The 18,220-nt window shown below is 32.4% G+C and carries 17 protein-coding genes; 13 read left to right on the top strand and 4 right to left on the bottom strand.

Annotation, left to right across the window (positions count from 1 at the left end; all coding sequences use genetic code 11):
• From RR643_RS08630 to RR643_RS08605, 6 genes are all read left to right on the top strand, one after another.
• Nucleotides 1–317: PTS sugar transporter subunit IIB (locus RR643_RS08630; protein WP_332482968.1), on the top strand; the 317-nt coding region annotated here is incomplete at its 5' end.
• Between the two features lie 27 nt (nucleotides 318–344).
• Nucleotides 345–1,097 (top strand): PTS mannose/fructose/sorbose/N-acetylgalactosamine transporter subunit IIC, encoded by a 753-nt coding sequence (locus tag RR643_RS08625; protein WP_332470007.1) that lies wholly within the window; start codon nucleotides 345–347, stop codon nucleotides 1,095–1,097.
• Nucleotides 1,094–1,915: a PTS system mannose/fructose/sorbose family transporter subunit IID gene (locus tag RR643_RS08620; RefSeq protein WP_332470006.1), complete on the top strand. Its 822-nt coding sequence runs from the start codon at nucleotides 1,094–1,096 to the stop codon at nucleotides 1,913–1,915. Before RR643_RS08625 ends, RR643_RS08620 begins: the two co-directional genes overlap by 4 nt.
• A 59-nt stretch (nucleotides 1,916–1,974) precedes the next feature.
• A complete protein-coding gene (locus RR643_RS08615; RefSeq protein ID WP_332482967.1) occupies nucleotides 1,975–3,156 on the top strand; it encodes a M20 family metallopeptidase in 1,182 nt (393 codons plus the stop codon).
• An 18-nt stretch (nucleotides 3,157–3,174) separates the two neighbouring features.
• Nucleotides 3,175–4,572 (top strand): NADP-dependent phosphogluconate dehydrogenase, encoded by a 1,398-nt coding sequence (gndA, locus tag RR643_RS08610; RefSeq protein WP_332482966.1) that lies wholly within the window; start codon nucleotides 3,175–3,177, stop codon nucleotides 4,570–4,572.
• Between the two features lie 41 nt (nucleotides 4,573–4,613).
• On the top strand, nucleotides 4,614–5,483 hold the full coding sequence (locus RR643_RS08605) for a DMT family transporter (RefSeq protein ID WP_332482965.1): 870 nt from the start codon (nucleotides 4,614–4,616) through the stop codon (nucleotides 5,481–5,483).
• Here RR643_RS08605 and RR643_RS08600 read toward each other — a convergent pair whose 3' ends face one another.
• A complete protein-coding gene (locus tag RR643_RS08600; protein WP_332470002.1) occupies nucleotides 5,484–6,992 on the bottom strand; it encodes a BglG family transcription antiterminator in 1,509 nt (502 codons plus the stop codon). It abuts the gene before it with no gap.
• A gap of 137 nt (nucleotides 6,993–7,129) precedes the next feature.
• On the opposite strand from RR643_RS08600, the gene RR643_RS08595 reads away from it, so the two are divergent.
• Together RR643_RS08595 and RR643_RS08590 are read left to right on the top strand one after the other, a co-directional pair.
• Nucleotides 7,130–8,713 (top strand): PTS transporter subunit EIIC, encoded by a 1,584-nt coding sequence (locus RR643_RS08595; RefSeq protein WP_332482964.1) that lies wholly within the window; start codon nucleotides 7,130–7,132, stop codon nucleotides 8,711–8,713.
• Nucleotides 8,714–8,749: 36 nt separating this feature from the next.
• The gene (locus RR643_RS08590; protein WP_332482963.1) at nucleotides 8,750–9,226 is read left to right on the top strand and encodes a PTS sugar transporter subunit IIA; all 477 of its coding nucleotides are present in this window, start codon (nucleotides 8,750–8,752) and stop codon (nucleotides 9,224–9,226) included.
• Nucleotides 9,227–9,280: 54 nt separating this feature from the next.
• Here the strand turns inward: RR643_RS08590 and RR643_RS08585 are convergent, their stop codons facing one another.
• Nucleotides 9,281–10,501: an aminopeptidase gene (locus RR643_RS08585; protein ID WP_332468676.1), complete on the bottom strand. Its 1,221-nt coding sequence runs from the start codon at nucleotides 10,499–10,501 to the stop codon at nucleotides 9,281–9,283.
• Nucleotides 10,491–11,615, bottom strand: coding sequence for a Gfo/Idh/MocA family protein (locus RR643_RS08580; protein ID WP_332482962.1), 1,125 nt, complete (start codon nucleotides 11,613–11,615; stop codon nucleotides 10,491–10,493). The genes RR643_RS08585 and RR643_RS08580 overlap by 11 nt, the downstream gene beginning before the upstream one ends.
• Nucleotides 11,616–11,789: 174 nt before the next feature.
• Here RR643_RS08580 and RR643_RS08575 point away from each other — a divergent pair, with 174 nt between their 5' ends.
• The 5 genes from RR643_RS08575 to RR643_RS08555 are packed head-to-tail and all read left to right on the top strand — an operon-like array spanning nucleotide 11,790 to nucleotide 15,537.
• The gene (locus RR643_RS08575) at nucleotides 11,790–12,956 is read left to right on the top strand and encodes an iron-containing alcohol dehydrogenase (RefSeq protein ID WP_332482961.1); all 1,167 of its coding nucleotides are present in this window, start codon (nucleotides 11,790–11,792) and stop codon (nucleotides 12,954–12,956) included.
• 11 nt (nucleotides 12,957–12,967) lie between these two features.
• On the top strand, nucleotides 12,968–13,684 hold the full coding sequence (locus RR643_RS08570; protein ID WP_332482960.1) for a ribulose-phosphate 3-epimerase: 717 nt from the start codon (nucleotides 12,968–12,970) through the stop codon (nucleotides 13,682–13,684).
• A gap of 41 nt (nucleotides 13,685–13,725) precedes the next feature.
• On the top strand, nucleotides 13,726–14,331 hold the full coding sequence (locus RR643_RS08565) for a YitT family protein (RefSeq protein ID WP_332468680.1): 606 nt from the start codon (nucleotides 13,726–13,728) through the stop codon (nucleotides 14,329–14,331).
• Nucleotides 14,304–15,086 carry a Cof-type HAD-IIB family hydrolase gene (locus RR643_RS08560; protein ID WP_332482959.1) on the top strand — a complete coding sequence of 261 codons (783 nt, stop codon included), beginning with the start codon at nucleotides 14,304–14,306 and terminating at the stop codon, nucleotides 15,084–15,086. The genes RR643_RS08565 and RR643_RS08560 overlap by 28 nt, the downstream gene beginning before the upstream one ends.
• Nucleotides 15,079–15,537 (top strand): heme-binding protein, encoded by a 459-nt coding sequence (locus RR643_RS08555; RefSeq protein ID WP_332468682.1) that lies wholly within the window; start codon nucleotides 15,079–15,081, stop codon nucleotides 15,535–15,537. Before RR643_RS08560 ends, RR643_RS08555 begins: the two co-directional genes overlap by 8 nt.
• 26 nt (nucleotides 15,538–15,563) lie before the next feature.
• Here the strand turns inward: RR643_RS08555 and RR643_RS08550 are convergent, their stop codons facing one another.
• Nucleotides 15,564–17,918: a sensor domain-containing diguanylate cyclase gene (locus RR643_RS08550; RefSeq protein WP_332482958.1), complete on the bottom strand. Its 2,355-nt coding sequence runs from the start codon at nucleotides 17,916–17,918 to the stop codon at nucleotides 15,564–15,566.
• Nucleotides 17,919–18,220 lie beyond the last annotated feature (302 nt).

The raw sequence follows: 18,220 nt of genomic DNA, 5'->3' as shown, positions 1-18,220 counted from the left end.
TATTAATCTATGGAGAAGATGAAGCAGTTAGTAAATGGAAAGAAAATCAATTTGGAGAAGGTAACGTCTTGGTATTATTCAAAAATGTCCAAGCAGCTCATAAGTGTTATATGAATGGTTTCGACTATAAAGAACTTCAAATTGGTGGTCTCGGTGCTGCACCGGGTCGTAAGATTGTATTTGGACCTATTACTCTTGATCAAACTGATGGCGACTTACTAAAAGAAATTCAAGATAAGGGTGCAAGAGTGTACTTCCACCAAGTCCCAGAAGATGGGTCAGCAGAATTATCGAAAGTATTAGAAAAACTAAAATAATAATAATAGAAAAAGGGAGGGAACAAAATGTCTGTATTATTAATAGCAGTAGTTAGTGGATTACTGTACTTCTTAGGGACATCACGCATTGGTTATGGTTTATCAAGTGCGATAGGAGCACCAGTAACTTTAGGATTTGTATTTGGATTAATGTTTGGAGATCCAATTAATGGTTTAATTTTAGGAGCTTCAATTAATTTACTTTATTTAGGTGTTGTATTCACAGGTGGTAACGTACCAAGTGATGGCTGTCTAGCAGCTTGTATCGCTATACCAGTTGCTTTCCAACTTGGCTTGGATGTAGATACAGCTGTAACAATTGCTGTTCCATTTGGAATCTTAGGTTCATTTATTGATCAAATTCGTAGAACTACAAATTTAATTTGGTTACATAAAGCAGATAAATGTGCGGCAGAAGGTGATCAAAAAGGAATCTATTGGTGTGCAATGGTCTATCCAACTATAGTTGCATTCGCAATTCGCTTCATTCCAGTATTTGTTATCAATATGTTTGGTGCAAGTGTTGTGCAAACAATATTAACTTATTTACCTCAATTCATTATTACTGGATTATCAGTAGCTGGAGGAATATTACCTGCAATTGGATTTGCGGTTATTATCATGTCAATTGGACGTAAAGAATTATTACCTTATTTCTTCATGGGCTTCTTTGCAGTTAAATACTTAAATGTAGGAACAATGGCTTGTGCAGTATTTGGTATTTGTATCGCAGCTCTTATGTATTTTGCAAGTAATAAGAAGGGAGAAACAACTGTATGACAGAACAAAAAAGACTACTTTCCAAGAAGGAAGTTAATCAATCACACTTAATTTGGTATTTGGCAGCAGAAACAAATAATTCTTATGAACGTTTACAAGCGCCATCATTCTGTGCTGCTATGTCACGTAATCTACGAAAGATTTATCCAAATGATGACGATTACAAAGAAGCATTACAGCGTCATTTGGAATTCTATAATACAGAGGGAACAATTGGTTCAGTCGTTGTAGGGATAGCCTTGGCAATGGAAGAAGAAAAAGCCAAAGGGAATTTAACTGGTGATGTTATTACTGGTATTAAACTAGGGTTAATGGGACCGATTGCTGGTATTGGCGATACATTAATTTGGGGAATGTCAAAAGCAATTCTATTGGGATTAGCTTGTACATTTGCACTACAAGGTAGCCCGGTAGCACTAATATTTCCACCAATGTTCTCTATTCTAATCTTCGTTTTAGGACGATATACATGTAATTTAGGATATCGTTTAGGTAGTGAAGCAGTTCCAAAATTATTGAAATCAGGAACAATGAATACTTTAATTACCGCTGCATCAGTTCTTGGTTTATTTATGATGGGAGCATTATCAGCATCTTATGTAAAAGTAAGTACACCATTGAATTGGGTTATTTCATCAACAGGGGCAGCAATAGGATTACAAGCAAATTTAGATGCAATTCTACCAGGCTTACTTCAATTATTTGCAATCTTCGGTATTTATTGGTATTTTACACACAAAAAACAAAACTATATTAAGTTAGTACTTACAATTTTATTAATTTCAATTGTAGCAGCTTTCTTTGGAATTTTAGGCTAATTTAGAACCGATAAGTGGAAGGGAGAGGGCAAATAAATTATTGCTCTAAGGTGCACGATATGAAAGATGAATTAAAAAAACTAAGCGATATAGAAGTAGAAAACAGAATGGATGAGTTATGGAATTTATCTCGTTATATTCATGAAAATCCTGAACTTTGTTTTAAAGAAGAAAAGGCATGCAAAGCACAATGTGACTTTTTGAGAAAAGAAGGATTCAGGGTTAAAGAGGGATTGGGATCATTACCAACAGCCTTTGAAGCTTCAATAGGTGAAGGTAAGCCTGTAGTAGCAATTCTATCAGAGTATGATGCACTTGCCATAGGTCATGCTTGTGGACATAATTTAATTTCGATTTCGGCTATGGGTGCAGCAATTGGCATCAAAAAAACATTAGAGAATGAGAAGTTTGAAGGAACACTAAAAATTATTGGAACACCAGCAGAAGAAAGTGGTGGTGGGAAAATCATCTTATTGAAAGAAGGATTCTTTGAAGAAGTGGATGCAGTCATCATGATGCATCCGACAAGCTTCACATCACGACTTGCGGGGGAATGTCTTTCTTCAAAAAAAATAAGCATTGAGTATTTAGGACAATCAGCTCATGCTGGCTCGCATCCGGATAATGGAATCAATGCATTAAGCGCAGCAAATTTGTACTTTGTTGCAACGGGTATGTTAAGACAACATTTTAAGGGTGATGCTAGATTAAGTGGCATTATTGTTGATGGAGGATTGCAAACGGGACTAGTTCCAGAGCGTTCAGAAATCAGAGGTTCATTAAGTTGTTTCAGTCTTAATGATTTAAATCGCTATGCTGAAATGATAGTTCATGCAGCCGAAGGTTGTGGTGAAGCTATGGGATGTAAATGCAATGTTAAAATTGAAGATGGATATGAAGGAAGAATTCCAAATAAAATTTTATCGGATGTTTGTAAAGAAGAATTAATTGCAATCAATGAACCATTGATGGATGGGATGCCAATAGATTTTGGTGGAGAAGATTTAGGTAATATATCAAGACATATTCCTATTTGTAATCCATACATTACTATATTTCCAGAATATAAAATCTCTAACCACACTGAACAATTTAAGCAATTAGCAATTTCAGATGCGGGTAGAAGATGTTTAGAAGTTTCAAGTAAATCTATGGCAAGAACAGCATTAGAATTATTGTACAATCCAAAAATTATAGAAGATGCAAAAGCAGAATTAAAAGAACGTTTAGAACACGAATAAGGTATCAGGAGAAAAGATATGAAAAGTAATTTAGGTGTTTTTGGATTGGGAGTCATGGGTAAAAGTATTGCATTAAATATTTTGAATCATGGATATACGATTTCTGTGTATAATCGCGAAACAGAGTATACAAAAAGTTTTAGCGAATTAACACAAGGGAAACCTGTAAAGAGCTGTTTCAATGTAGAAGAATTCATTAATTCTCTCGAGGTGCCAAGAAAAGTACTACTTATGGTAACTGCAGGTGAAGCAGTGGATAAAGTAATTGAAGGAATCCTTCCTTATTTAGAACAAGGTGATATTGTTTTGGATGGAGGGAATTCATACTTCAAAGATACAATTAGAAGATACAATTACTTAAAAGGTAAAGAAATTAACTTCTTGGGTGTAGGTATTTCTGGTGGTGAACAGGGCGCTTTATTTGGTCCAAGCATTATGCCATCAGGTAATAAAGAAGCATATCAAAAAGTTCAAAAAATATTAGAAGATATTTCTGCAAAAGCAGAAGATGGAAAAGCGTGTTGTAGTTATGTAGGAGAAAGTGGATCAGGACACTATGTAAAAATGGTTCACAATGGAATTGAATATGCAGATATTCAAATTATATGTGAAGCTTATTCATTCATGAAAGATGGATTAAAACTTTCTATTGAAGAAATACAAGAAACTTTTTGTGAATGGAATAAGGGTAAACTTCAGTCTTATTTAATTAAAATCACATCGGAAATTCTACTTAAGAAAGATGAATTCACAAATAATTATTTAATAGATATGATTTTAGATAAAGCAGAGCAAAAAGGCACGGGAAAATGGACATCGATTGAAGGGTTTGATATTGGAACTCCTATTCCAACAATTGTTGCATCAGTTGAAGCAAGATATCTCTCTTCAAAAAAAGAAGAAAGAATTCAAGCAAGCAAGATATTAACGTTTGATGTAGGTGGCGGACATTATAACAAAAAAGAAACTTTAAATGCTTTAGAGAATGCAATATATGCAGCCAAGATATGTTGTTATGCACAAGGCTTTGAATTATTAAAAGATGCAGCAAATTTGTATGATTGGAATTTAGATTTTGGAAGTATTGCAATGTTATGGAGAGAGGGTTGTATCATACGTGCAAATTTCTTAAATGAAATCAAGGAAGCATTTGATGAAGAAAACAATAATCTAATTTTAACAAACAAATTTTATGGTAAGATAATAGAGTATCAACCAGATTTGAGATCGACTTTAATCAAAATGATAGAATGTGGTATTTATATACCAGCATTTACAAGTGCGTTACAATATCTTGATGGATATCGTAGTGAAATAACAAGTGCAAATTTGTTACAAGCGCAAAGAGATTATTTTGGAGCTCATACATATCAACGGATTGATCGTAAAGGAACATTTCATACGATTTGGGAATAAAAAAGTACAAATTTAATTTGTACTTTTTATAGGAGTGGACTATGACAAAAAACAAAGCGATTTTACTTACAATCATATCAGCACTGATTTATGGATTTACTCCAGTATTGTGTTCGATGACATACGAATTTGGAAACAATCCATATACACTTACATTCTTTCGGAGTTTATTTGTATTGCCTATTTTAGGTGTATTGATAATCAAGAATAAGATTTCGCTTAAACTTAATAAAGATGAATTTTTTAAGATGATTATTATTGGAATGTTTGGAGCGGTATTTACTACGTTACTTTTATATAGTAGTTATTCATATATTGGAGTAGGGACTGCGACAACATTACATTTTATGTATCCTTTATTTGTTTTAGTTATTTGTCATTTTGTTTATAAAGATCATATAACTACAAGACAATACATCTCATTGTTTCTTGCGATGGTTGGTATTGCTTTCTTCATAGATTTCAATGACTTCTCAAGAATACAAGGTGTTGCAATGGCACTGGTTAGTGGAGTCACATTTGCGATTTATTTAGTAGGCATTGAAAAAGCAGGTTTATCTTCTATGAATAACTATAAGCTATCGTTTTATTTGTCAGCGATAGTAAGTGTATCATTACTTGTATTTAATATTTTTACAAATCAAATTATATTCATTCAACCAGTTTCTAATTATTTGCTAATGGTATGTATTGGTTTACTTGCATCATTTATTGCGTTGATTTTCTTGAAGATAGGAATACAAGAATTAGGCAGTACTTTGGCAAGTATGTTTTGCTTATTTGAACCAATATCATCTGTCGTATTTGGATTTATATTACTGAATGAATCAGTAGGCATAATGAAAATATCAGGCTGTTTATTCATTGTTGCAGCCATGGCGTTACTGGTTATAAAAAGTAAAAAAGCGTAATTATTTTTTAAAGAATGAATTTGATTTACTTTCAATAATTTCTTTTACGTTTTGTTTCAGTAGAACTAAAAATTCAGGTGTGAAAACTAAAGGTGCAATAAATACAGGAACTTTAACTGTCTCAATTGGATCATTGGAAATAATAAAGTCTATATCGCTTGCGGAGAAATCAATGATGTTATCATCAGTAACGACTTCTAAATTAGGAATGTTATTTTTTAATATATGAATGTTTAGATCTTGCTCAAATATATTGTTTGTAACTACGTAATAACAAACTAGCTTATTAATTTGAATTAATGATATATCAGCTAATAATAATGTTATTGTTGCGATTCCTGAAGAAGGAAGTTCTTTGTTTACTATTTCATTCATGATAGGATTTATTAACTTAGCTAAGTTAAATAATTTTGGATATAATACCTTTATAGTATCTTCGTTGGGATTATAAAGATCATATTCAAAGTTAGATTTTTGCATTACTTTTTCTAAGTAAGGAAATAACTTTACCCTAAAGTAATCTTTATCAAATTCATTCATGTAGTCTTGTAGTGTGTTGTAGAAAATATCAATAATTTCAAATAATAGTTTTGGATTACTAGATTCTTGGAAAGCTACTTCATAAGTTGATGTAGAATTGGATGATAAAAGTGAGGATAGATAAAGTATTTCATTTTCATTTAATTGAATTCCGAATTTACTGTTTAGTTTTGCTTCGTTATCTTTTATGAATTCCAATATTTTTATATTTTTTAACTTCTTTTTCAATTCTTGATTAATGGTGATAGTATAACCTTTTTGAATTCTTTCAAATGATATTAGAAAAAGCGTAATGATACGTTCTAATTCACTGTGGGTTATTTTGAACTTCGCAAAGTTTTCCACATTTAAAATAAAGTTTCTTAAATATGTACGATAATGATTGTTGAAGTCACCGAATATATAATCCATATAATTTATAATTTCTGGATAGGAATAATAGTTTATTTTATCTTCTTTCAACATGGTAGTTGCCCAATCAAGCAAACATTTTCTTTTTCGTTTTTCACCACAAATTAGTTCGATACCGGTTTTGCGAGTTTTCTCAATTTTTACATCATTTATTTCGAAAAATGATTCGATTACTTTTAAATCGTTGTAAATACTTGGGCGAGTAATAAAAAGTAAATCTTCAAGGTAACTCATAGTAATTTTTTTTGATTTCGTTAGTAAATTAAAAATTATAATATTTTCTCGAATTGAAGAAGATAGTTCATGTGTATCTTTAATTTCTATTAAGCATTGTTTATAACAGTTTAAAATATCTTGGCGATTACCCACAAGCTCAATTCCGATGCCTGGTTGACGATATAGTTCTATATTATACTTGTTTAGAAATTCTTCGATATCATCAATTTGATTTCGTATTGTCTTACTTGATAAATGTAAAATATCGGCAAGTTTTTGGTATGTAAAAGTGCGTTCTTGAAGTAAAATGAGTTTAGTAATCGAATATTTATCTGCTTTCATGTGGATACCTCTATATTTAAATAGATTGTAGCATAATAAATCAATTCGTACAAAATTACCACAAGTTTGTGTAAGACACAACTAATAGTAGTAACCGCTTACTTTGGTATACTCAAGGCAGATAAGGAGGATGAATTATGAAAAAGATTCAAGAAAAATTACAATCTTTTGCAGGTGCTATGATGGTACCAATTGTATTGTTCGTTCTTGTAGGGTTTTATGTAGGGATAGGTAGTGCATTTACAAATTATATTATTCCAGGGGATAATATAGTGAAAACAATATTCGGAATGATCTCAGCAATGGGATTTACATTCATGAATTATCTACCTCTATGGTTCTCTGTGGGAATTGCATTCGCAATGGCGAAGAAAGAAAAAGGATGGGCTGCTTTTGCAGGTATCGTTCTATTCATGAGTTATATTACATGTATCGGTTCTTATGCAGGAGCTCAAGGCTGGAATGTAGATACAGTAACGGTGGAGAATTTAGTTTCTATCGGATACACTCAACAAGGAGCATTAAACTTTAGTGCATTATGGGGAAGTGTTGCAGGTAAATTTACATTTGATATGGGTATCTTCAGTGGTATTATCAGTGGGGTAACTGCAGGATTAATTCATAATAAATTTTGTGAAATTAAATTTAAACCAATGTTTGCCTTTTTCCAAGGTACTAAATTTGTTGTAATATTAGTTACATTAGCTGCAGTTCCATTAGCTATTGTTACTTACTATGTATGGCCAATTATTGCATCAGGGTTACAAACTCTTACATATTTCATAGGATCATCAGGTCTATTTGGAACATGGTTATTTGGATTTATTGATAAAGCATTATTACCATTTGGTATTCACCATTTAATTGCATTCCCAATTGAATACTCTAGCGTAGGTGGAGTAATGACAATTGATGGTGTAGTTTATGAAGGTGTTAGAAACATTATCGTAGGACAAGCAGGTAGTCCAGATGCGACAGGATATTTAATTCGTAACTTTACATCAGGTCGTATTCTATTCCAATTAGCAGGGTTACCAGGGGCAGCATTTGCAATGTATAAATGTGCTAAACCTGAAAATAGAAAAAAAGTTGCATCATTATTAATTCCAACTATAGTTACATTGATGTTGGTAGGTATATCAGAACCAATTGAGTATACATTCTTATTTGCTTCACCATTACTTTATTGGTTAGTTTATGCACCACTTTGTGGATTGTGTTATGTAATTGCGGAAATTGCGCAGATATCGATTAACGGACATGCGTTGTTCTTCATGATTCCTAACTTATTCCAACCACAAAAAGTTCATGCATTATCATTGATATTCTTATTACCAGCAACATTCGCAACATATTACTTTATCTTCAAGTTCGCAATTAAGAAATTCAATATTAAGACACCTGGACGCGAAGACGATAATATTAAATTAATGAGTAAAAAAGAGTATAATGAGTTGAAAGAAAATAGCGGTAATGATAAATTAGAAATACGAATTGTTGAAGCATTTGGTGGTCCAGAAAATATTGATTCAGTGGCATGTTGTGCTACTCGATTAAGGGTTACCGTAAAAGATGAAAGCTTAGTAGTTCAAGATAGTGATTGGAAAGATTATTTAGAAGCTATGGGATGTGTACATAGTGGAAATAGTTATCAAATTATTTATGGAGTAAATGTTAATTCAATTACAACTGCAGTTAAAGACATACTAGGAATAGACTAAGGGATATCCTTAGTCTTTACTTTAGAAGGAGGAGTTATGTTTAATTTATTTAAGAAAAATGAAGCAAAAGGAACATCAGTTTGTGCGGTTTCAACGGGTAAACTTGAAAGAATTGAAAATAGTATAGATCCCGTTTTTTCACAAAAAATGATGGGAGATGGATTATTTATAAAACCAACTTCTGATAAAATTGTATCTCCTATTGATGGCGAGGTTGTGATGATGTTTCCAACGTTACATGCCATTGGATTAAAAGATGAAAATGGAAATGAATATTTGATTCATATCGGTATCGAGACAGTATCACTAAATGGTGAAGGATTTGAATCTTTTGTAGAAGTGAATCAAAAAGTTAAAAAAAGACAATTACTTATTACTGCAGATTTCGAATCAATGAAAGATAAAATCACTGCAACAGATGTTATTCTAATTGCAACTGATGGAAGAAAGTGTGTTGTAAGTGAAGAAAAAGATGTTACTGAAGGCGAAGAAAACATCGCAACATTTGAATAAGTAAAAAGGGAGATGCATCTTGTAGCGCATCTCCCTTTTCATATGATGATGTAATTAGAACGTCCATTTTCCATTTTGGATTAATGGTATTTCTTGATGATTTAAATCTATTCCAATGACAGTAGTATCCTCTTTTCCAAACATAAAGTCGCAATGAATACTTGCAAAGTTAATGCCATGAGCTTCAAAATCTGCTGCATTGTATACAAGGGAATCGCTTATATTAATGGGGTAGGCACAACCTATTGCCATGTGACATGCAGCATTTTCATCAAGTAATGTATTTTTAAAAATAGTATTGGTTCTTGAAATTATAGTAGAACCTTGAAGTAGTGCAATTTCTCCACAATAGCGAGTGCCTTCTTCAAGGGACAACAATGAATCTAAAGCTGATTGTCCATGAGCTGCGCAAGCATCAACAATTTTGCCTTTTTCAAAAAATAGTGTGAAATCATCAATAATTTCATTTTGATAAATAAAAGGTTTTGATGAATGAACTTTTCCATGAATGCCATATTTTGAACAAGCTGTAAATATTTCTTCGGTAGGGAAATTTGGCATACATCGTAAACCTTCAACAGTACATTCGCTTCCACCTATCCATACATGATGATGTGGTAACTCTACAAAGAAGTCTGAGTCATTATCATAAATATGAAGTTTGGTTAATTTCAATTGATTTAAGTGATTCCTTCTTTGGGTAATATAGTTAATGTGATCTTCCCAATAATCAAGAGAATCATTTAGTTCGCATTGAGCAATGTGAAAAAGCTGATTCCATAAAGCAATGTAAGCGTCTTCGCTTGAAAGATGGGGAAAAATTTGTTTTGCCCAATAACGAGTAGGTAATACAGTGGAACATGAATTGAAAGTCTTTACTCTTTTTATTTGGGTATAAGGTTCAAGTGCTTTGTTCAACCCTTTTATGGAATCTTTCTTGGCTTGGGGATCAAATTGAATTGAAGGTATAATTCCAGGATTAAATTTTAACAATGCAACATTTTCTTGAGCCATGTTTATTTTCTTTTGTACGAAGTAGTTTGGGTAATCTTGTATGTAGTTTGATTTGCAGTTTTGATAACGAATTTGTTCCTGGATAGGATCATAAAATTCAATTTCAACATACCGAGCACCAAGCTTATAGGCAACTTTTGATAAGACTTGCATGAACTCACTACCTTCAATAGGACAATAGACAGACAGAAATTGACCTTCTTGTAGGTTCACGCCTTTTCTTAATAAAATTTCTGCATAGGTTTCAAAATTATTTATCATCGAGGACCTCTTCTATTTGTTGAATATGAATTGGATTGCCATTTGCTTTGCTTGATTTAAGCCCTGCTTCAATAATGAGCTGTGATGCGAGTGCTTCGTAAAATGTAGGAACGCCATCAAAACGTTGGTTAAGATGGATTGAAGATAGAACAGAACGAATAGATGCTATATGTGGAGCGACTTCTCTTGCCACGGGGAAAGAACTGAGCCAAGATTTAAGATTCTTTGAATAAGTTGATAATGTTAAATCACGAACTGTTGTTGTGCTATTCGAAGAATTAGTCACACGAATTTCGTTTGATGCATTGGCATCTGCATAAATAGATCCTTTGCTTCCAAAGATTTCAAGTACCCACTCAGGTTGAGTGGATTGGCAAAGTTTTGATAATTCTATTGTACCAAAAATATGATTCATTAACGTACAATAACAAGATGAATAATCATCACATTCATTATTTGCGGTGGTATTTACAGTTTCATTATCTTGAGAATAGGTAAGTGAGTTTACTGAAATAGTAGAGAATTCACCTAGCATAAATCGAATAATATCAAATGCATGAATACCTAAATCAACAATGACACCGCCACCACTTTGTGTTTTATCTGTGCGCCATTCATTATTTTTTGGGCGATGTAAATAACTTGCGTGTCTTAGTGTAAATGAAAAATGCAAGGGTGTCCCAATTTGACCTAATGCAATTACATCACGAACAATTGAAAAAGCTGGAATGAAACGATATACAAGTGCAACTTGATTTAGCACAGAAGAATTAGAAACCTGTTCAACTAGTGAAATAGATTCTTCAATTGTTGAACAAAGAGGTTTTTCACAATATACATTTAAGTTTTTGCGAAGTGCTTGTTGAACCTGTTTATAATGAGTAGCATTGGGAGTACAAATATCAACTAAATCTAAGTTGTTACCTAAAAACTCATCAAAAGAAGTAGTTTGAGTCTTAAATAAATGATTATCCGATGTAAGTTCCTTTGTGTTCAAACTTGCAAGATTAACTAAAAAATCTTGGGGATAATTACTTAGTTGTAATAAATAGCATTGACTATGTACCTTACCCATTAATCCGTAACCAGAAACGCCTATATTATATGTTTTCATAGATTTCACCTCAGTATAATTGTAAAACATATTAAAGAATCTACCTAATAGCAACTTGCCATAATATAGTGGCAAAAGTATACAAATTCGTATATTTTTACCACAACTTTTCGGTAAACAGATGAAACGATAAAAAGGTAAGAAACGATATAATAAAGACAAGAAGGAGGGCCTATGAAATTTAATTATCAACAACCCACTGAATTAATATTTGGTGCAAAGAAAGTTAATCATTTACCAAACATAGTAAAAAGATATGGAAACAGGGTATTGTTAGTAGGACCAGTAATGAATGAAGCAATACAACCCATGTTTAATCAAGTAATCAACAACTTGGATGAAAATGGTATCATAACAACTTGTTATTTAGAAATAGAACCAAATCCATTAACAAGCGCTGTTGATAAAGGACTCCGATTAGCTAAGGAAAATAATGTCGATGTTATCGTGGCTATGGGTGGAGGTTCTTCAATTGATACTGCAAAAATGATTAGTTTGTGCATTGATTGTGAAATTATCGATTGGCAAGAAATGTTTAAAAAATATGATAATTTTGCCAATAGATATGAGAAAATAAGTAAAACAGATCTTCCTGTAATTGCGATATCAACAACAGCGGGAACAGGATCGCAATGTACACAAGCTAGTGTTATTACTGATGATGAATCTAAAATGAAACTTACAGTATTCCATCAAGATAACTTTGTCGAAGTTGCAATACTTGATCCAGAGCTAACCATGACATTACCAAGAAGCATTACTGTATCCACTGCATTTGATGCGTTCACACATGCATTTGAATCTTATTTGAGGAATGATGGAAATCCAATAACGGAAAACTTCTCCTTACAAGCTATTCAAAATATAGTACAAAATCTTCCACATGTTTTAATAGAAAATAAAATTGAGTATCGTGAAAAACTAATGTTAGCAGATACATACGCAGGTATAGCGTTAGCAAATAATGGGGCAGCTCTTCCACATCCGCTTTCTGAAATCATCGGGAGTTACGTGAATAAGCTATCTCATGGTCAAGCACTAGCGATGATATATCCAACATTTGTAAAACATACTTATGAAAAGTATCAAACAAAGTTCGCAACGGTTTGTCGAATCTTTGATGAATCATATTGTGATAAGGATGATGCAGAAGCAGCCAAAGATTTTTATAAAGTATTAAATAAGTTTGAGAAAGAAAATTATTTAGAATTTAATCTAAGTCAATTTGATTTAGAACAAAGTACAATTGATAAAATTAAAAACTGTGAAATCTGGCAACATTTGCCAATGGAAAAAACAGAAACAATTTTAGAAATTGTTAATGAAATATGTAAACTATAGGAGGAAAATATATGAAACATATTAAAATTTCAGCAGGATTAGCACATGTTAATTACGGAAGAATTGCCGATGTAGTAAAAGCAGCAAGTGATGCGGGCGCTGATTATATCCATTCAGATGCAGCAGACATGCATGATTTACAAAACATGAAACTTATGGGAGGTCACCAAATTATTGCAGGTATTCGCCCAGAAACAAACTTACCAATCGAATGTCATTTTTATACAGTGAGTATGGATGAAATGTTTATTGAACAAATTTATCAAGCAGGAGCAAACATGTTGATTCTACCTGCTGAGCATTTTATTGGAGCTCAACTTGCTTATATTATCAACTGGTGTAGAGAAAGAAAACTTAAAGTTGGATTAACAGTAGGATGTTATACGCCATTATGCTTTGTTGAAGAATCAATTTATGATATTGATCGCCTTCAAATTGTTACTCATGGTGTAGATGAAACAGATGGTAAAGATAACTGGGGTTGGAGAAAAAGTGCAATTGATTTAGTGAAAAGAGCACGTAAGTTAATTGATGAAAAGAATCCAAAATGTGAACTTGCAATTGATGGTGGATTAAGAGCAGATAATATGGAAAAACTAATTGAATGTAATCCAGATGTTATTGTCCTTTCATCAGCAATTTTCAAAGATCCAGATGGAATCGAAGCTGGCATGAAAAAATGTCGTACAGCAATTGATGAAGCAGCTAAGAAGTTTAATTTAGAATAACGAAATGTCTAGTTTAACTAGACTTTCTTTTTAGGAGGATTATGAAAGAAAGAATATTAGATGTAAGTTTGCTTACATTATCAGCCTTTTTAACGGCATTAGCAGTACGGTTATTCTTCACTGAATATGCACTTACTCCGGGTGGAATTACAGGGCTAGCGATTACAGCCAGTACAATAACCAATATTTCAGTAGATCTTATATCACTCTGTATTTCAGTTCCACTGTTGATTATCAGCACAGTGTTTCTAGGTGGTAAATTTGGCGTTAAGACATTGTATGTAACAATTATGGTTCCGCTGTTCTTAAGATTTATACCACAAATACACATAACTAATTCCATGATTCTTGCGAGTATATTGGGTGGTTTATTAGTTGGAGTATCTATCGGTTTAGCAATACATCGAGAATGTGCAACAGGAGGCACAGATGTGTTAGCGATGCTAATTAGATTAGTACTGAAAAAAGTTGACCTCGCTTCTATTCTATTTGTATTGGATATGGTTATTGTGTTATCTTCGTGGGCAATTTCTAAACAATTCATTACGTCAATTTGTTCTGCGCTTGCATTGTTTGTAATTATGCAAACGATTAAATTTACAACAAGGAGATTAGATATATGGAAAAAGCAATCTTTATCGACTTAGATGGAACATTAATGCAAAAGAATTTAACAATTTCTTCAAGAAATAGTGAAGCACTTATTCATGCTATAGATGAAGGATATCGTGTAGTTCTTGTGAGTGGAAGACCCATTCAATTCGTGAATTATCTTACGGAAAAAATAGGGAAAGAAATAGATGCAATTGGATTTAATGGTGCTTATTCACCCAATCTTATAGAATATCCAATTAGTGAAGAAATTCTAATTCAACTCTATAATTCATTAAATAAAAACAATGTAAGTGTAATATTTAAGTCTATTAATCATATCTATGCAAATAAAGAAATTATAAAAAATTTTGTTTATCCAATAGCGAATGATTTGAATGTTGATTACACAGAACATTGTTCAATTGAACAATTTAAAAATCAAAAAATATATAAAATCTTAGGATTATATAACAACAATGAACAAGAAATAAATAATCTATTAGATCAGTTCGATATGACAAAAGCATTTTATGCAAACAAAGGTTTTGAATTAACACACAAGAATGCGAATAAAGGGAATGCAATAAAACTATATTGTTTAAAAAATAATATTTCTATTAAAGATAGTTATATGTTTGGTGATGATGTTAATGATCAAACAATGTTTGCACTTGGAGGACACAACATGGTCATGGGTAATGCATCAGATGACATTAAGAGATGTGCTACTGCAATCTGTGAAAACTGTGAAGATGATGGTGTTGGAAAAATGATAGAAAAAATATTAAAAGGAGAAAACAATGACTGAAGAAATGATATTGAGTTTAGAAGAAGAAAACCAATTCAAATTTAAAAGTTTCAATGCTAAAAAAGCATTTATGATGGGTCAAAGAATTGCGAACTATGCCATTGAAAATGATCTACAAGTTTGTGTAGAAATTGTTGCGAATGGAAAAGTATTATTTCACTTTGCTTCAGATAAATGTATTCCAGACAATGATCAATGGTTAAAAAGAAAAATTAATACAGTAATGTATTTTCACCATTCATCAAAATTTATTCATTTTAAGTTGAAAGGTGATTCATCACTCATCGGAAGTAAATATGGACTTAGAGCTGAAGACTACGCAGTAATACACGGTGGATTCCCAATCTATGTGGAAAATGCAGGTTTTATAGGTGCAATAGCTGTGAGTGGGTTACAACCAAATGAGGATCATGATTTGGTTATTCAAACTATAAAGGAATTTTTGGATTAAAAAACACCAGTTGGACAACCGGTGCTTTAAATTGAATCTTTGTTTCCAGTGAGTTTTAAAAGATATTGAAGCATACGATGCTGAATCATGAATGTGGATAAAACATTAGCGGTTAATTTAAAACTACTGATTTGTGCGGGAGACCATTCACGATCCTCACGAACACATTCATCGAATCCAATGCCACCAAGGAAATTACCTTGGTAATAAACACCACATTGCAACATAGATTTAATTCCTTGTACCTCTAGTACCTTTAGTAATTTTTCACTAATTGGATTTGTTTTTGACCAAATAAAGATACCTTCTTCGTTAAAGTTACTTGGATAGTCATCCAAGTCTTCATCATATGTGAAATCCTGTAGTAAGGCTAATTGAGGTTCAATACCATCATTACACCATTCATAAGTCATATTGACATGATTATAATCTTCATCGCTTTCAAATACATAAGTTCTACTAACATCAAATGATCGACCGATAATTTCAAGAAGACTGGTTAAGTCACTTTCGAAGTTATCAGAGGCGAATAATGTTCTAAAACAGTATTGAGCTAATCCTTGGTCAACAACGTAATTGTTTGCGTAGTTATTATCAGTTTGTTCGTTATTTCTATGGTTGTTTAAAACTTTATTTAGATTTGAATGAATTTCGCTATCGAAAAGTGTTGAACCATCTCTTCCGTTGTTTTTTCTAATATAAAGAGCTTCGTCTGCAGCTTGATAAAGATCAAAGTAACTAGTCTCGTGAGAAACGTTCATTGCGATTCCTACACTACATGTTAGGTGTCTTTCATCTTTAAAAGGACGAAGAGAGCGTATCGCATCCAATATATTATCTGCTTTCTTTAATACGGCAGCTGTGTTAATAACTTCGGGTAAGAAGATAATAAATTCATCGCCCCCGATACGACCGACAAAATCAGTTGAACGAGTAGCATCCTTTAAAGCTTTTGCAACTTCGGATAAAACTTTATCACCTGTTAAATGACCATAAAGATCATTGATACTCTTAAAGTAGTCGATGTCTAAAATCATCAAAGCTTGAGTTGTGTGGTCAATGTTTTCTCGAATACAACTGTCTATTACAGAATAGATAGCAGATTTATTATATAAGCCTGTAAGTGGATCTCGTTGTGCTTGATCAAGAAGCTTCTGTTTTTGTCTTATCTCATCATTGATATCCACAATAATTCCAATTACCTTTACAGGTTGTTTATAGTCATTGAATTGCGTAGTGACACGTACTCGACACCAAATGAATGGTCCAGATTCTTTCTTGATTCTCAATTCAGTTTCAGCGAATGGCTCACCTGCAATACATTTCCTCATTATAGTTGATAAGTTCTTTTTATCACCTGGATGAATGTTATTAGAAAGCATTAGAACTTGAGAAATATCACTAGAAAGAGCTATATAACCAAATTTCTTGTAGTAATTGTTTGAAAAGTTAAGAGTATCATTGATAACGTCCCATTCAAACACAATATCAGTTGTTTGGTTAATCACGACTTGATATCTTTCAAGCGATAGTCGCAATTCTTCTTGTTCCTTTTTTCTATCTGTATTCTCGATAAGGATACAATAAAAACTAGATTGTCCATCTGTATGAACTCGTCTACATTTATCAAGAATCCAAATCGGTTGACCATTTTTATGATTAAGGCGATATTCGAGTTCTAATTCATCTTTATCATTCGCTTGTTGTTGTATATCGCGTAAGATTTTCGCTCTATCATCAGGGTAAATCAAATTCATGAATTTATTATCGAAAAGTGATTGAACTTCTTCGCGAGTGTATCCAAGCATTGTTAAAAAACCATCGCTCATAGCGACCAAGGTTAACCCATCATCATCCAAGCATTGATGTGCACCACCGGGTATATTTTTGGTTAAAATTTCAAGTTGACGTCTACGTTGGTCTACTTTATTTTGAAGATTGCAATGAGTATTCATCCGTGATTTGGGAGTAAAATAATTATCTTCTCCTTGCATGATATCAGGATGAGAAAAATGAACATGCTCTAATGTCATTTTGCCATCGATGTCTTTTAAAATGATTGAAAAGCGTAAATTCTCTTCAGCCAATTCAAAAGATTGAGGCGTAACAATGATAGAGCCAAAAATTATGCATAAATTATCTGAGAGTTCGATGTAGTTGATATCGGAATCGGAGATAGAAAAGGTTCCATCATATTCTTTAACTTCATTAGTTAGTGCTTGTCCAGCTTCTTCAAGGTTTGTGCAGACTTCATTAACTCCAGTACCTATCCAAGAAATATTATTACTTAGACAATTTTCAACACTTTTTAAATCTCTTTTTAAATAGTAATTCTCTTCTAAATACGCGAAAAATTCCAATGCTCTTTGTTCTAAATTCATAGGGCCCCCAACTTTTTCAACTAAGTGAAAAACACAGACTTTAGAAAACAATAGGTTAAATAATTATTAGATTTATTCTTTTCAAATATTTCTAAACACATTCTACCAAAATTGGTGTGAATATACCATTGTTTTATTTATAAGATAGAAAGTTTATTTTAGTAGCACTTGTTAGCTAAAAAATAGAAATCCGTGATAAAATAGATAGATAAGGAGACTAATTATGGATAATTTAAATGATAAAATCAAAGGCATAAGAAAAAGTATCATCGAAATGGTAACAGCGGGAAAATCTGGGCATC

The sequence above is a fragment of the Anaerorhabdus sp. genome, assembly GCF_036637135.1.
GTDB lineage: Bacteria > Bacillota_I > Bacilli_A > Erysipelotrichales > Erysipelotrichaceae > Anaerorhabdus.
This window is presented reverse-complemented; position numbering and strand designations above follow the sequence as displayed.

What these genes read in the sequence shown, in the direction of transcription:
- RR643_RS08585 (WP_332468676.1), bottom strand. Translation starts at nt 10,501, where the DNA reads ATGATAAATAATTTTGAAACCTATGCAGAAATTTTATTAAGAAAAGGC.
- RR643_RS08550 (WP_332482958.1), bottom strand. Translation starts at nt 17,918, where the DNA reads ATGAATTTAGAACAAAGAGCATTGGAATTTTTCGCGTATTTAGAAGAG.
- RR643_RS08600 (WP_332470002.1), bottom strand. Translation starts at nt 6,992, where the DNA reads ATGAAAGCAGATAAATATTCGATTACTAAACTCATTTTACTTCAAGAA.
- RR643_RS08580 (WP_332482962.1), bottom strand. Translation starts at nt 11,615, where the DNA reads ATGAAAACATATAATATAGGCGTTTCTGGTTACGGATTAATGGGTAAG.
- RR643_RS08625 (WP_332470007.1), top strand. Translation starts at nt 345, where the DNA reads ATGTCTGTATTATTAATAGCAGTAGTTAGTGGATTACTGTACTTCTTA.
- gndA (WP_332482966.1), top strand. Translation starts at nt 3,175, where the DNA reads ATGAAAAGTAATTTAGGTGTTTTTGGATTGGGAGTCATGGGTAAAAGT.
- RR643_RS08620 (WP_332470006.1), top strand. Translation starts at nt 1,094, where the DNA reads ATGACAGAACAAAAAAGACTACTTTCCAAGAAGGAAGTTAATCAATCA.
- RR643_RS08575 (WP_332482961.1), top strand. Translation starts at nt 11,790, where the DNA reads ATGAAATTTAATTATCAACAACCCACTGAATTAATATTTGGTGCAAAG.
- RR643_RS08590 (WP_332482963.1), top strand. Translation starts at nt 8,750, where the DNA reads ATGTTTAATTTATTTAAGAAAAATGAAGCAAAAGGAACATCAGTTTGT.
- RR643_RS08595 (WP_332482964.1), top strand. Translation starts at nt 7,130, where the DNA reads ATGAAAAAGATTCAAGAAAAATTACAATCTTTTGCAGGTGCTATGATG.
- RR643_RS08570 (WP_332482960.1), top strand. Translation starts at nt 12,968, where the DNA reads ATGAAACATATTAAAATTTCAGCAGGATTAGCACATGTTAATTACGGA.
- RR643_RS08615 (WP_332482967.1), top strand. Translation starts at nt 1,975, where the DNA reads ATGAAAGATGAATTAAAAAAACTAAGCGATATAGAAGTAGAAAACAGA.
- RR643_RS08560 (WP_332482959.1), top strand. Translation starts at nt 14,304, where the DNA reads ATGGAAAAAGCAATCTTTATCGACTTAGATGGAACATTAATGCAAAAG.
- RR643_RS08555 (WP_332468682.1), top strand. Translation starts at nt 15,079, where the DNA reads ATGACTGAAGAAATGATATTGAGTTTAGAAGAAGAAAACCAATTCAAA.
- RR643_RS08565 (WP_332468680.1), top strand. Translation starts at nt 13,726, where the DNA reads ATGAAAGAAAGAATATTAGATGTAAGTTTGCTTACATTATCAGCCTTT.
- RR643_RS08605 (WP_332482965.1), top strand. Translation starts at nt 4,614, where the DNA reads ATGACAAAAAACAAAGCGATTTTACTTACAATCATATCAGCACTGATT.